Raw genomic sequence first — 13870 nt, 5'->3', positions numbered from 1 at the left:
GAGTTGATATTGGGGCTGATCTTTTACTTGTGCCGGTTATAATTTTATTTGCACTAGTGTTTTTAACGGTAAGCTATAGGGCATTCAGTACTGCTAAAAAGAATCCTGTAAAATCGCTTGATTGATTTTTATCTAGCTTGAGACTGTGAAAATATGATTTGGACTGGTCTACTGGGTTGATTTTTTTGGATATTACACGTATATTTAAATATAACACGTATCAACCATGAAAACTAAACTCACCCTCACTGTAAAGAAGGAAATTGTAGATAAAGCCAAACTTCAGGCAGCAAGCAGAGGAATTTCGCTTTCGAAAATGTTTGAGGAGATTTTTGAAAAGGAAAGTCCAGATTTGGAAAAAACGGATTCCCAATTTGCTGCTGGGAGACTTTTGAAAAGGTTAGAGTCCATGCAGCCAATGGAGGATCAAAAAGAGTCTGACAAAGTTTTACTAACGCGATTTTTGAAGCAAAAATATGGTTAAGATTTTTTTGGATACCAATGTAGTTATTGATCTTGTCGCCAAGAGGCAACCATTCTATGAAGATGCCAAATTGTTTTTAACCTTGGCTAGAAATGGTATGGCTCGCTTGTTTATTGCAGAGAGCAGCCTAGGCAATCTTTATTATTTAGTTTTTGATATTTATAAAATCCCTTTAATTGAGTTTTCAATGCATGATTTTATTTCAGTCTGCGAAGTAGCTTCTGCTGGTAAAGAAGTCGTTAATAAATCATTGCATTCGAATTTCAAAGACAAAGAAGATGGACTTCAGTATTTCACTGCTGAGGCCAATAAGATGGATTTCTTGATCACCCGAGATAAAAAAGACTTTAAGTATGCGGAGGGGAAAATGCCTATTCTTTCTCCCAAAGAATTTTTTGAGGCCTGACAAGCTCCATCTTTTATGTCAGGTCGAGCGGATTCGAAACCTTAGTTTAGATAGATCAATGCTCCACCATTCTCAGCATCCCCGGCTCATCCTGATACCATTGCTCTTCAAACGTTTCTTTCACAATTACATCTGCGATCAATACCGACCAAACCATCCATAGAACCAAAGCAGGACCTGCTAGGAAGAGCATCCATATCAGAAACATGCTCAAATTGAATTGTAATGCGGTGACAAATATCATCAGCGCACCTGTGACGATACCCACCGCAGCCAGATAGTTTTTCATCTTTTTTGGGTTTTTATTACTATTATTAAACTACATCACCCTTCCGTTTGTTTCTTTATCAATTCCAGAATTTATAGAGTTAAACTTTATAAGTTCGAAAATTTCGATTTGAACAACAGCTATGATCTTCAAGGATTTGTAAGTCTAGCTTTTTGAATCTTGCTACTAAAATCTACCTATGAAAGGATTTCGATTTACTCAGTTCGTGCCCACTCAGGATCCTGAGAAGAACACGTTTGAGAATCTATTGAATATATTTTTGCAACTCGTCACCATGACCGGCGGAGATGTGGCGGAGGCGCTGAGTTGGCTCACCAACTTGGACAATCGCTACAATATGACCAATCCCAACTATGGAATTGGCGACTTCATCGAAGACCTGAAAAGTAAAGGTTACCTGACTGAGGAAAACCAAAAAGGAGAATTTAAAATCACTGGTAAAGCAGAGCAGACCATTCGTAAGTCAGCTCTTGAAGAAATTTTCGGCAAACTCAAGCGTGGCAAATCAGGACAGCACAAAACTACACATTCGGGTCAGGGAGACGAGCGAGGAACAGATCGACGAGCTTATGAATTTGGAGATAATATGGATCAGATTGCTTTGACGGATTCCCTACGAAATGCTCAGGCAAACCATGGTTTTTCGGGAGAATATCTGCTGACAGAAGATGATCTGGAAGTAGTGGAAAATGAATTTCGCTCTCAGACTTCTACCGTGCTGATGATCGATATTTCCCATTCCATGATTTTGTATGGGGAGGATAGAATCACTCCTGCAAAGAAAGTGGCTATGGCTTTGGCAGAACTCATCAAGACCCGCTATCCAAAAGATACGCTTGATATCCTCGTATTTGGAAATGATGCCTGGCAGATTGAGATCAAGGATTTGCCTTACCTCCAAGTAGGACCTTATCACACGAATACGGTTGCTGGATTGGAGTTGGCGATGGATTTATTGCGAAGGAGAAAAAATCCGAATAAGCAGATTTTCATGATCACCGATGGCAAGCCTACCTGCCTGAAAGTGGGAATTAAATATTACAAAAATGCTTTTGGGATAGATAGCAAGATCCTCAGCGAGACGCTGAAACTTGCTGCACAGTGCCGAAAATTGAAAATACCTGTGACGACTTTTATGATTGCTTCGGATCCTTATCTGAAGGAATTTGTAAAGGAATTTACCAAAGTGAATAACGGGAATGCCTACTACAGCAGCTTGAAAGGGCTTGGCGACCTGATTTTTGAAGATTATAGACGAAATAGAACGAAACGCTTTTAAGCATTATGGACTACCAAAAACTGACACCAAAAGAACTCACCCAAATAAAGACCCTTGGCCAACTCAAAGCTGCCGGCTATCAATCCAAATCCATCAAAGAAGAACTTCGCGATAACTTGATCTTAAAGATTAAGCGTAAGGAAAACGTTTTTGAAGGAATTTGGGGATACGAGGACACGGTGATTCCTGACATTGAACGGGCGATTCTTTCCCGGCATAATATCAATTTGCTGGGCCTTAGAGGTCAGGCGAAAACTAGAATTGCCAGAATGATGACTCATCTTCTGGATGAGTACGTTCCTGTGGTTTTCGGAGCGGAGTTGAACGATGATCCTTTACAGCCATTGACCTCTTTTGCAAAGCACTTGATCGAGGAAAAAGGTGATAATACGCCAGTCGCTTGGTGGCATCGAGATGATCGGTACACGGAGAAGTTGGCTACACCGGATGTGTCAGTTGCAGATTTGATTGGTGACGTGGATCCAATCAAGGCCGCTACGATGAAATTGAGCTACAATGATGAGCGCGTGATTCATTACGGTTTGGTGCCAAGATCGCATCGGTCCATTTTCGTGATCAATGAGTTGCCGGATTTGCAGGCTAGAATTCAGGTTGCATTGTTCAATATTTTACAGGAAGGAGACATTCAGATCCGCGGGTTCAAATTGAGATTACCGTTGGATATTCAGTTTGTTTTCACTGCAAACCCCGAAGATTACACCAACAGAGGAAGTATTGTCACTCCACTGAAGGATAGAATTGAAAGCCAAATTATCACCCATTATCCGAAATCTATCGAGATAGGCAGAAGGATTACCGCTCAGGAAGCCAACTTGAAAGGCAAACCATTAGATAAAATCTATGTGCCGGAATTGATGAAAGACTTGATCGAGCAAATTGCAATAGAGGCTAGAGGTTCTGAGTTTGTGGATGAGAAAAGCGGCGTGTCGGCCAGATTGACGATATCTGCCTATGAAAACTTGATTTCTGCTGCTGAGCGCAGAATGTATATGAATGGCGAGAATAATACCATAATTCGAATCGCCGATTTGATTGGAGTGATTCCGGCAATCACCGGAAAAGTTGAATTAGTCTATGAAGGCGAGCAGGAAGGTGCTGGTTTGGTTGCTTATAATTTGATTGGAAAAGCAATTCGAACCCAGTTTGTAAATTACTTCCCAAGCCCTGAGCAGAAGAAAAAAGAGAAACAAGGAAACCCTTATGTACTTCCTTTGGCTTGGTTTGGGGAAGGGAATGTCTTAGATATTGTGGCTTCCCAGTCAGATAAGACCTACAAGCAGGCGCTTCATGCCGTTCCCGGATTGGAAGAAGTAGTTAGCCAACTGGTCAAGAACGTTCCGGAAAATGAAAAAGAATTCTTTATGGAATTTGCTTTGCATGGCTTGGCTGAGTATTCTCAGTTGAGTAAAAATTTGCTAGATACTGGACTTCAATTCAAAGATCTATTCAGCTCCATGTTCGATATGGGCCCGGGCGATGAGGATTTTGAGGAAGATGATTTATAAGAGAGAGCCGAAAGGCTCTTTTTTATTGGAATGAATAAAAGTAACTTCAGAATAGAATTAGAAAAATGATGGGAGTTGAATTTGAAAAGCAAATTTCTTATTGGATCGGATCAGCAACAGAAGATTTTGAGGTCGCAAAAATTCTCATAGAAAAGAAGCGATATCTTCATGGGTTGTTCTTTTGTCATTAGTCGTAGAAAAATCGCTAAAGGCCATTGTGGTTAAAATCACTCAAGAATTTGCTCCAAAATCACATAATTTAATTTACCTCGCAGAAAAATCTAAAATTGAACTGTCAGAGAAACAATTGGAATTTTTCGGAATTTTGATGAAATATCAATTGGAGGGAAGGTATCCTGGATATAGTCCAAGAATCCCTTTGAAAAAAGAAATTGAGAAATACCTACTGAAAACAAAAGAAAGTCCAGAATGGCTGAGTTTGAAATTATAGAATTGGTAAAAAAATATTTGGATGTTTTACGTGCAGAAGGAATAACGGTAAGTAAGGCATTTCTGTATGGAAGCTATTCCGATGGCTCTGCCTCGGATGAAAGTGATATAGATGTGATGATCATTTCGGATCAATTCCAAAAAAACAATGATAAGATTGCAGGAAAAGTATGGAGATTAACTTCTAAAATAGACTCCAAAATAGAGCCTTTTTTAGTGGGGACAGATTCATTTAAAGAAAACTCCTCACCATTAATTCAAAATGTAAAAGCTACAGGGATTGAAATAAATTAGGATAATAAGACGAAAATTATCCCTATCAATGCAGGCATGCCCTGCACCCAAAAGATTTTTTTACTGGCAGTAAAAGCACCATAAATTCCGGCAACCAACACACAGCCTAAGAAGAACAGGGCTATTTTATCGGCCCAAATCGGATCAGAAATCAAGAGCGACCAAATCAATCCAGCTACTAAAAATCCATTGTATAATCCCTGATTGGCTGCAAGGGCTTTTGTTTTTGGGAATACGTCTGCTGGAATTTGCTTAAAAGTCTTCCTCCCAATTGTGTCCCAAGCGAACATTTCGAAGTATAGAAAATAGAGGTGAAGGGCGGCAATTGCAGCAATGAGGATATCAGCTATGAGTTGCATATGGTTTTTATTTTCGTCCAAGTATTCGATTAAATAAGCTTTTGCGCTTTGGTTTTATCTTATTAATCCACTCGATTAAAATATCAGGTGGTAAGTCATAACCAATAGCATTTTTTCCACTCCAATTTATCCCGACAAGTTGTTCTTGGGTTTTTGAATCTTTCAGCCAATAATTGTAAAAATCATCCAAATCCATTTCCACAGGTTTAAACTTGTTACTAGCCGGAACAATATTCATTATGATTTTTACTCTGGATTCACTTGACCAAAAAGGCATTGTCCTCATACCGTTCTTATTTTTTGGTGCAGGAAATCCACCACTATCCTTTATAGTCCAAACTTTTTCAGATGATCAACATCTTGGTAGAAAATTGCTGATTGTGGCATTTTTTTTTGACTACGACTTAGAATAGATTCAACTTTTGCAATATGGCAATTTCAGTATTCCGTTTTCCAGACCTAAAACACAGTATTAATCAAATTTCCTCCAGTACAGACTCTCCTTTGGAACCATCATCAGAAGTCCATTCCCAAGTTTCGTGGAGTCGAATTTTTCCATTTTCAAGGATTTCAGGTTTGGATTTGCAGATACCTGTCATTAGCTGCCCAAGAGAATTCACCTGATGATAACGCATGTTGATATTTCCTGCTTCGTCCACCAATCCGATCAAGTGTCCTTTGACGATTTTTCCGCCAGAATATTCGGCAGTGAGAATATTGCCTTCTTGGTGGTAGTGGAAAATACTCTCTGTAGAAGTCTCTCCGTTTGCGGTGTTACTTACTGGACGAAAAGTTTTGTTGTTGTAATTGATGCTATCCATAATTGTTTTGAATCCGGGCTTAACTCAATGCAATGATCTTCAATTCACTAAAATTAAGTCCTTTCGTGGCTTTTCAATTAATCCTTACAAGTATCTTGTGAATTCAACCCCCAAATTTTGACTTAGCCATGAGATCCATATTCCTTAGTTTTTGCCTTCTCTTTTGCCTCAGTGCCCAAGCTCAACTATTTCCTCATGGCGAGGAATTTACCAGACAGGATACTCTTCGGGGAGCGATCACTCCTGAGCGTGCTTGGTGGGATTTACTGTATTATCATCTGGAGGTAAAAGTGCATCCAGACACGAAATCACTTTCAGGTAGAAATACGGTTAGGTATAAAGTACTTGAGTCATCAAAACGTATGCAAATCGACTTGCAAGCCCCTATGCAACTGACGAAGGCAGAACAAGACGGTGCTGAGTTGGCTATTGAACACGATGGAAATGCACATTTTGTCACGCTAAAAGCAGCACAAAATGTGGGTGAAGAAAAAGAGGTGGTTCTTACTTATTCTGGAACTCCAGTGGAAGCAATTCGCCCGCCTTGGGATGGTGGATTGACTTGGGAGAAAGATAGCAATGGCCTGCCTTTTATCGCAAATTCCAATCAAGGAATCGGAGCGAGCATCTGGTGGCCAAATAAAGATCATGGGTACGATGAACCAGATCAGGGAGTTTTGATCAGCGTGACTGTCCCAGAAAACTTGATTGATGTCTCCAATGGTCGATTGATCAAAACAGATCATGACAAGACAGCCAAAACCAAAACCTATCACTGGGAAGTGAAAAACCCAATCAACAATTATGGGATCAATATCAACGTCGGCGACTATGTTCACTTTGGTGAAAAGTATAAGGGCGAAAAAGGCGAGCTTGACATGGATTATTATGTGCTACGGGAAAATCTGAAGGAAGCCAAAAAGCAATTTGAAGATGCGCCGAGAATGATGGAAGCGTTTGAACATTGGTTTGGACCGTATCCATTCTATGAAGACAGCTATAAACTAGTTCAAGCTCCCTATCTAGGAATGGAGCATCAAAGTTCTGTGACCTATGGCAACGAGTTTAAAAATGGCTATTTGGGTCGTGATCTGAGCGGAACAGGCTGGGGATTGAAATTCGATTTCATCATCATTCACGAGTCTGGTCATGAGTGGTTCGCCAATAATATCACTTACAGAGATGTGGCAGATATGTGGATTCATGAAGGATTCACCTCCTACTCAGAGAATCTATTTTTGGATTATTTCTATGGCGATGAAGCTGGTTCAGCTTATACTTTAGGTTTGAGAAAGGGAATTAATAATATAGAGCCAGTGATCGGAACATATGGAGTCAATCAGGAAGGGTCTGGTGACATGTATAATAAAGGCCATAATATGCTGCATACCATCCGCCAAATCGTGAATGATGATGAGAAATGGAGATCAATCTTGCGAGGCTTAAATTCTGAGTTCTATCACAAAACAGTTACCACTCGCCAGATCGAAAATTACATCAGTCAAAAAGCCGGAATCAATTTCAAGCCTGTTTTTGATCAATACTTAAGAGATATTCGAATTCCGATTTTTAGTTATTATATAAAGGATGGCAAGTTGAATTACCGTTGGGAAAATGTTGTCAATGGGTTCGATATGTCAGTGAAAATCTATGTGGACGAAAAGGAAATGAACCTGAAACCAACTCAGCAATGGCAAGCGGTTGATGTCTCGCAGAAAAACGCAAAAGTTACCGTAGATAAAGATTACTACGTAGGAACGCTCAATATCTCGGGGAATTAGTTCAAAAAGGGAATTAGAACCTCACGAGCTTTTTCTTCGGTAAATAGCACTAGCCCAGTCCCACCTTCAGGGTATTTAAATACAATCATTTGATTACCCAGAGCCTTTACTTCAAATCGTAGCGGAGGCTGTATGTTATCAATGAATTCTAAAATTCCTTCAGGGCTTAGTCTCCAGTCTAACTCATATTCTGCCCCATTTTCCGTCTTGATAGACAAGCCATTTTCGTAGAAAATGTAAAAGCAGTCAATCTTTCGAGTTTCGGAGAGACTATGCCATGGATTTGCGACTAAAAGCTCACGTGTTATGAGCTTGCCATAAAATATAATATCGATGGACAATTGATTGATATACTCAAACATAGCAAATCAATTTACTAATTCGTTTCAAAAATCGCATTACAGTCTGAAACACTTTTTTCGAAACAAATGATACTAGTCTTTGATTTTGTAAATCTTCCCGTCAGCCTTGGTCATCAGATAAACTTGTCCAGTAGCATCCTGCCCAAATTTCAGATCGACGCGCTTGCTTCCACATAGCTCTTGGAGACTTATCTCCTTTCCTTGATAAGTAATTCCCCAGCTTTTCGCAGATATATTACTTAGGTCACTGAGATCCGCAAATAACAAACGACCTGAAGTGATATCGCCAAACAACCACTTGCCTTTGAGGAGGCCGTAGGGTATAAAATAGCCTCCGATGATGGCAGCCATCTCATCATGGTCAATTTGTAGAATTGGGTGTGTTACATTTAGATCTTTATCCTGGTCTGTGATCGGGAAAACACTTTGCATATCCTCGTAAGGATTGATGATGAATGCTCCCTCACGAATCGGCCAGCCATAGAAATTGCCAGCTTCGATCAGATTAAGTTCTTCTACATTGTGATGGCCAATTTCAGTGGCAAACATCCTGCCTTTTTCATCCCAAAAAACTCGATTTGGATTGCGGAATCCATAGGCAAAAACTTCACCAGCCTTTCCGGCTTGCCCTGCAAATGGATTGGTTGGAGGGATTCCGTATTTCCCATTTTTACTGTTGGTACCAGATGGATCCAGTCGCATAATGCTGCTCCAGATCTTTGATCCTTGATGATCTGCTAAAAAAGCAAAGCCGCTCTCAGCACTTCCTCCATCTCCAAGGCCTACGTATAGCAATCCATAATCTTCATTGCCAGGTTTGGAGTTCGGGTTGAAAGCAAGCTCTTGGACTCCATGTATCTGGGTGACTACATTTATGCGCATAAATTCACGACCCTCAACTTGAAATGCGGAAGCCACTGGGTTGTCAGTTTTCCATTCAGTAAGCACCCATTGCATTTTGACATTTATCGAATCCACATAGTCAAAATCAGCAGGGAGTGTTCGTGCGGGCTCGGTGTGGGAAGTGTATAAAAGGCCATTTTTAGAGAATTCGGGATGGAAAGCATAGCTGCCCAGACCTGTGGCCAAGCCTGGCTTGGAGACCAAGTTTGGGCGAAGTTCTTTCAATGGGAGATAAACTGTAGGTATTCCATTTTTAAGTTCGTAAAGCGTGCCATGCTGGTCACTTATAAAAGTACGTCCTGAAAAAGATTCTGACTCCAGCTTGGTGATTTTGGCCAATGGCGGTTCTGGATTTGATGCCGGAATCTGCGCAAAGTATTCAATTGTCAATCTTATGCCTGAATCTGGAATGCTATCTAGGATAGGATCCAGCAAACCCATCATAGGAATAGTATCTGGTAGAGTTTCGTAGGTATGTAAATATGCCAATAGCGCATCCAAATCTTCTTCCTTCAAACTTGAAAATGGTGGCATATAAGTGTTATACACTTGGAAAAGTGCAGTAGCACGAGGATCATTGGTATCAATGAGTATTGACGGATCTTGAATGAATTTTCTTACCCACTCAGTTTCTACACTATGTGTTAATCCGCTTAGATTTGGGCCGATGCCATTTTGTTGGAAGCTATGGCAGGTGCTGCAGTTTGATTCAAAAAGTGATTTTCCAGTTTGTATTTGTTCGCTGTCTGTACTGATTTTAGCTCCGAATTCATTTTGCTGGGTACAGGAAAAAAGGGATAGACTAGCCAAAAGGAAAAGAAATATCAATTTATTCATTGGTGCTAAGTTGTGGATTTTGCTGATTAGCACCAAACAGACTATTTAAATTGTTTTATCTGTCCTGCATTGTCTTTGGACAAACATATTTTCTACAAAACAATGAATTTTCTCTGAGGATGGTCTAGGCATCTAAAATAATTCGAAAGGTAGTCCCTTCTCCAGGTTTGCTTTCTACTTCAATATTTCCGCCGAGACTTTGGATATGATTGTATACCAAGTAAAGGCCTATTCCATGACTGTCACTATGAGTATGGAAAGTTTGCTGAAAGCCGAAAATTTTATCTTTCACTTTTTCTAGATCAAACCCGAGTCCATTATCTGTAAATGTTAGTTGCGCTTTGTGATCCACACGTTGTGAGGTGATGGTAATAACGGGTTTAGTTCCTGCCTTTTTGTACTTGATAGAATTGGTCATTAGGTTGAGAAAAATACTTTCTAGATAGGTAGCATTAGATGTCATTTTTGGCAATTCTTCAAAGTTACCCAGTACAACAGCTTCAGAATTTTTGATCAGAGACCCTATGGATTTGGTTACTTTCGTCAACACTTTTTTGAACACAACTTCCTGAATCGGAATGTGGAGGGATTGTTTATCTCGGAGCTCTTTGGAATAGGCATTCAGTTTTTCTCGCAGATCTTCTCCGCAAATTTTAATTGCCTCCATGAGTTCCAATGTTTCACTGTCTGTGATTTTAGAATAATCTATCAATTCACAAATTGAAAGGAGATTATTCACAGGTGATCTCAGATCATGCGAAGTCATATAACCAATCTGTCTCAGGTCTTTGTTTATTTCTGTCAGATTTGTTAAAAGCGTATTTCTGTCTGCTTCTAATTTCTTTATTTGAGTGATATTTTTTGCGATAGCAAAGACTACTTTGGCGTGGTGATTTGGGTGTGAAGTCCAAGAAAGCCATATTACTTCTCCCGATTTGGTGACATATCTATTTTCGAAATTAACCAAAGGAGTAGCTATGAGTAATTCATTTCTTACACTCGCTGTCAATTTTCTGTCCTCTTTATAGATGAAATGATGAATTGGCTTGGAATATAATTCATCATAAGAATAGCCTAAAGTTTCTTGGACTGCGGGGTTTATCTTTTTGAAATATCCGTCAAAACCAGCTATGCATACTAAATCTGGTGTTAACTCAAAAAAAGCATCGTACTGTGAAAAGTCTGAATTCATTCTGTTAGGGTTAGCTGAGGAGTATCCCCAAAAGTTTAAGCGAGGTTAGCCTAAAATTCTTAGAAATGGAAAGAATGCGGATTATTACATAAAAAAATAGGCTATCAACGGGGTCGATAGCCTATGAAAATACTTTACCCTTCTAAGGTAAAAGTCTCATCTTCTAAGTAATTGGGATAGATTTTACGGTGCTGCTTTTTCACTTCTGTGATCAGAGCCTGGCGAAACTCAATAACATTCTGACCATTTAAAGCAGCCATAAATACCGGTGGTATTCCGGTTTTCTTTTCATAAGCTTCTGCCAAAGCATTGAAATCTACAAAGCTGGCTTCTTCAAGTTCTAACTCAGTCATTTTCATGCTTTCCGCTTCACTGGGCATTGTTTCTACCAGATCGATTTTGTTGAAGACAAGCAATATTGGCTTATCTCCAGCTTTGATCTCATTCAATGTCTCAGTGACCACTGCAATGTGATCTTCGAAATGCGGATGAGAAATATCTACTACATGGACAAGTAAGTCAGCTTCCCGTATCTCATCCAAAGTAGATTTGAAAGCTGCTATGAGGTGAGTAGGTAGTTTTCTGATGAATCCTACCGTATCTGAAAGCAGGAATGGTACATTCTCAAGCACTACTTTTCGTACAGTAGAATCTACGGTAGCAAAAAGCTTGTTCTCGGCCAGAATATTAGTCTTGGTGATTAGATTCATCAGTGTGCTTTTACCCACATTGGTATAGCCCACTACTGCCACGCGGACAATTCCATCTCTTCCCTTGCGCTGAGTTTCTCCTTGCCTTTCTATCTCGCGAAGTTTCTCTTTCAGGAGTGTTATTCGACTGCGGATATCACGTTTATCTGTTTCGATTTCCTTTTCACCAGCTCCACCACGCGTAGTGGTGCCACCTCGCTGTCGCTCCAAGTGGGTCCAGAGATTGGTCAATCGAGGCAGTAAATATTGGAAGCGGGCAAGCTCGACCTGTGTTTTGGCTTGCGCTGTTTGAGCTCTCTGTAGGAAAATATCCAAAATCAGCAACGATCTATCGTAGATCGTCACATTCAGTTCGTTCTCCAGATTTCTCATCTGAGAAGGGGAGAGATCATCATCAAAGATGACCATATCGACCTCAAAATGCTTGATGTACGCCTTTATCTCTTCAAGTTTACCGGAACCCACGAAAGTTTTTATATCTGGCTTTTCCATTTTCTGGGTAAAGCGATGCACTGTCCTTGCTCCTAGAGTCTCAGTCAAAAATGCTAGTTCATCCAAGTATTCCTCCGTCTGTTGCTCGGTTTGGTACTGCCGAACTACACTCACTAAAATGGCGGTTTCTTCTTTAGCAGCTGTTTCGTGAAGTTTTTGAAGTTTGCGGGTATGTTTACTCATAAGTTAAATGCTATGTCAAGACAATGCGAAAGACTAAATTATAGTTTCCTAATTGTTTAGAAATGGATAATTGCAGCCTTATTTTTTTGAATTGTCGAAAGGGGAGGCGCAAAGTTCGACATATTTCCTTAGAATTGATTAGGATAGTGTTCTGTCTGTTAGTTATTTTGCCTTTTAAAGCCTAAATCAATTACAATCAATGGCCCAAATAATAAAAGCTCCTCTAGCTGGTGTTTTAGAGATATTTCCAAGAATTTTTGAAGATCAAAGAGGCTATTTCTTTGAATCTTATAGAGCAGATTGGTTACAATCCGAAGGAGTGGATCATGGATGGGTACAAGATAATCAGAGTTATTCTCAGAAAGGAACGGTTCGTGGACTGCATTTTCAGCGGGGAGAATTCGCTCAGGCAAAATTGGTGCGGGTGATTCAGGGGAAAGTCCTAGATGTGATCGTGGATTTGAGATACGGCTCTCCCACTTTTGGAGAAATATATTCTACAGTTCTTGATGCTACCAGAAATAACTTGATGTACGTCCCAACTGGATTTGCACATGGGTTTTCAGTGTTAGAAGATTCGATTTTTGCGTACAAGTGCTCCAATTATTATAATAAAGAAAGTGAAGGTGGAATTATTTGGAATGATCCGGCCTTAGACATAGACTGGCAGATAGCTGAGCCAATTACTTCTGAGAAGGATGCCACCTGGCCTACTTTGGAAGAATTTAAAACTAGTGAGAGAGGATTGTAATGGGATTTTTGGATCTGTTTAAGAAAACACCTGAGGTGTACGAAGACCTTGACCTAAGTTGGTTGGAGGTGGATATGCATTCGCATTTGATACCCGGGATCGATGATGGATCTAAGACTATGGAGGAATCCCTTCATTTGATCAAGCGACTTTCTGATTATGGCTTGCGCAAAATTATCACTACTCCCCACATCATGTCGGAGTACTATCGCAATACACCTGAAATAATTAATATGGGCCTTGAGGATCTTCGCAGAGCCGTCAAGAAAGAGGGGATTTCCATAGAAATAGAAGCTGCTGCTGAGTATTACTTAGATGAGATTTTCCTGGAGAAAATCAAAGATGGAGAGGACGTCTTAACATTTGGAGATAATTACATCTTGGTGGAGACAGGCTTTATCAACAAGCCTCAGATGCTTTTGGAGATAATTTTCCAATTGGAAATGGCTGGATATAGGCCGATTTTGGCACATCCAGAGCGCTATCAATATCTAATTGCAGACAAAGGATTACTTCAGGATCTGACCGACAGAAAGATCCTCTTTCAGGTAAACTTATTGTCTTTGACAGGCTTTTATTCCAAACCAGTAAAGGATTTTGGTGAAATGCTTGTGGAAACGGGACTGGTAAGATTTTTTGGGACGGATTGCCACAATCCACGTTACTTAGATATGATGGAAACTCTACCCAAGACAAAATTGTATAGTAAAATCAAGCAGCTCGATCTGCTCAACTCCTCTCTTTGATTTGT

The 13870-nt window shown here is 40.0% G+C and carries 16 protein-coding genes and 1 pseudogene; 9 read left to right on the top strand and 8 right to left on the bottom strand.

All coding sequences use genetic code 11. The features are described 5' to 3' along the window. Window positions 1-226: 226 nt before the first annotated feature. Window positions 227-484 carry a DUF6364 family protein gene (locus BVH04_RS12195; protein ID WP_086541745.1) on the top strand — a complete coding sequence of 86 codons (258 nt, stop codon included), beginning with the start codon at window positions 227-229 and terminating at the stop codon, window positions 482-484. Beyond that, window positions 477-890 carry a type II toxin-antitoxin system VapC family toxin gene (locus tag BVH04_RS12190; RefSeq protein WP_086541744.1) on the top strand — a complete coding sequence of 138 codons (414 nt, stop codon included), beginning with the start codon at window positions 477-479 and terminating at the stop codon, window positions 888-890. The genes BVH04_RS12195 and BVH04_RS12190 overlap by 8 nt, the downstream gene beginning before the upstream one ends. A gap of 55 nt (window positions 891-945) precedes the next feature. On the opposite strand, the gene BVH04_RS12185 is transcribed toward BVH04_RS12190, so the two are convergent. Continuing rightward, window positions 946-1179, bottom strand: a complete 234-nt coding sequence (locus tag BVH04_RS12185; RefSeq protein ID WP_086541743.1) for a hypothetical protein — start codon at window positions 1177-1179, stop codon at window positions 946-948. A gap of 178 nt (window positions 1180-1357) precedes the next feature. Between BVH04_RS12185 and BVH04_RS12180 the strand changes: the two genes are divergently transcribed. The 4 genes from BVH04_RS12180 to BVH04_RS12165 all read left to right on the top strand — a co-directional run bounded on the left by BVH04_RS12180 (window position 1358) and on the right by BVH04_RS12165 (window position 4728). Beyond that, window positions 1358-2458 carry a vWA domain-containing protein gene (locus BVH04_RS12180; protein ID WP_086541742.1) on the top strand — a complete coding sequence of 367 codons (1101 nt, stop codon included), beginning with the start codon at window positions 1358-1360 and terminating at the stop codon, window positions 2456-2458. A 5-nt stretch (window positions 2459-2463) separates the two neighbouring features. Next, on the top strand, window positions 2464-3984 hold the full coding sequence (locus tag BVH04_RS12175; RefSeq protein ID WP_086541741.1) for a P-loop NTPase family protein: 1521 nt from the start codon (window positions 2464-2466) through the stop codon (window positions 3982-3984). A 181-nt stretch (window positions 3985-4165) separates the two neighbouring features. After that, complete coding sequence (locus BVH04_RS26640) at window positions 4166-4435, top strand: HEPN domain-containing protein (RefSeq protein ID WP_169714420.1); 270 nt, start codon at window positions 4166-4168, stop codon at window positions 4433-4435. Then, window positions 4414-4728: a nucleotidyltransferase domain-containing protein gene (locus BVH04_RS12165; RefSeq protein ID WP_086541739.1), complete on the top strand. Its 315-nt coding sequence runs from the start codon at window positions 4414-4416 to the stop codon at window positions 4726-4728. Before BVH04_RS26640 ends, BVH04_RS12165 begins: the two co-directional genes overlap by 22 nt. On the opposite strand, the gene BVH04_RS12160 is transcribed toward BVH04_RS12165, so the two are convergent. The 3 genes and pseudogenes from BVH04_RS12160 to BVH04_RS12150 form a co-directional block, all read right to left on the bottom strand. Continuing rightward, window positions 4725-5087 (bottom strand): DUF1304 domain-containing protein, encoded by a 363-nt coding sequence (locus tag BVH04_RS12160; RefSeq protein ID WP_086541738.1) that lies wholly within the window; start codon window positions 5085-5087, stop codon window positions 4725-4727. The two genes, BVH04_RS12165 and BVH04_RS12160, sit on opposite strands and share 4 nt — an antisense overlap. A gap of 7 nt (window positions 5088-5094) precedes the next feature. Beyond that, window positions 5095-5424 (bottom strand): annotated as a pseudogene (locus BVH04_RS12155) (DUF2750 domain-containing protein); the annotation flags it as partial. Between the two features lie 139 nt (window positions 5425-5563). Beyond that, window positions 5564-5908: a n-acetylglutamate synthase gene (locus BVH04_RS12150; protein WP_086541736.1), complete on the bottom strand. Its 345-nt coding sequence runs from the start codon at window positions 5906-5908 to the stop codon at window positions 5564-5566. A gap of 128 nt (window positions 5909-6036) precedes the next feature. Here BVH04_RS12150 and BVH04_RS12145 point away from each other — a divergent pair, with 128 nt between their 5' ends. Continuing rightward, window positions 6037-7689, top strand: coding sequence for a M1 family metallopeptidase (locus tag BVH04_RS12145; RefSeq protein WP_086541735.1), 1653 nt, complete (start codon window positions 6037-6039; stop codon window positions 7687-7689). On the opposite strand, the gene BVH04_RS12140 is transcribed toward BVH04_RS12145, so the two are convergent. From BVH04_RS12140 to hflX, 4 genes are all read right to left on the bottom strand, one after another. Continuing rightward, window positions 7686-8051 (bottom strand): hypothetical protein, encoded by a 366-nt coding sequence (locus BVH04_RS12140; RefSeq protein WP_086541734.1) that lies wholly within the window; start codon window positions 8049-8051, stop codon window positions 7686-7688. The genes BVH04_RS12145 and BVH04_RS12140 overlap by 4 nt on opposite strands. Before the next feature lie 72 nt (window positions 8052-8123). Then, complete coding sequence (locus tag BVH04_RS12135; protein ID WP_086541756.1) at window positions 8124-9791, bottom strand: PQQ-dependent sugar dehydrogenase; 1668 nt, start codon at window positions 9789-9791, stop codon at window positions 8124-8126. Between the two features lie 124 nt (window positions 9792-9915). Next, window positions 9916-10983: a PAS domain-containing sensor histidine kinase gene (locus tag BVH04_RS12130; protein WP_086541733.1), complete on the bottom strand. Its 1068-nt coding sequence runs from the start codon at window positions 10981-10983 to the stop codon at window positions 9916-9918. 134 nt (window positions 10984-11117) lie between these two features. After that, window positions 11118-12368 (bottom strand): GTPase HflX, encoded by a 1251-nt coding sequence (hflX, locus tag BVH04_RS12125; RefSeq protein ID WP_086541732.1) that lies wholly within the window; start codon window positions 12366-12368, stop codon window positions 11118-11120. A gap of 199 nt (window positions 12369-12567) precedes the next feature. Between hflX and rfbC the strand changes: the two genes are divergently transcribed. Both rfbC and BVH04_RS12115 read left to right on the top strand, forming a co-directional pair. Then, window positions 12568-13119 carry a dTDP-4-dehydrorhamnose 3,5-epimerase gene (rfbC, locus tag BVH04_RS12120; protein WP_086541731.1) on the top strand — a complete coding sequence of 184 codons (552 nt, stop codon included), beginning with the start codon at window positions 12568-12570 and terminating at the stop codon, window positions 13117-13119. Continuing rightward, window positions 13119-13865 (top strand): tyrosine-protein phosphatase, encoded by a 747-nt coding sequence (locus tag BVH04_RS12115; protein ID WP_086541730.1) that lies wholly within the window; start codon window positions 13119-13121, stop codon window positions 13863-13865. The genes rfbC and BVH04_RS12115 overlap by 1 nt, the downstream gene beginning before the upstream one ends. The last annotated feature ends 5 nt before the right edge of the window (window positions 13866-13870 follow it).

This window comes from Algoriphagus antarcticus, from assembly GCF_002150685.1.
Taxonomy (GTDB): Bacteria; Bacteroidota; Bacteroidia; order Cytophagales; family Cyclobacteriaceae; genus Algoriphagus; species Algoriphagus antarcticus.
The sequence above is the reverse complement of the archived record's forward strand: the minus strand, read 5'-3'. Positions and strand labels throughout refer to the sequence as shown.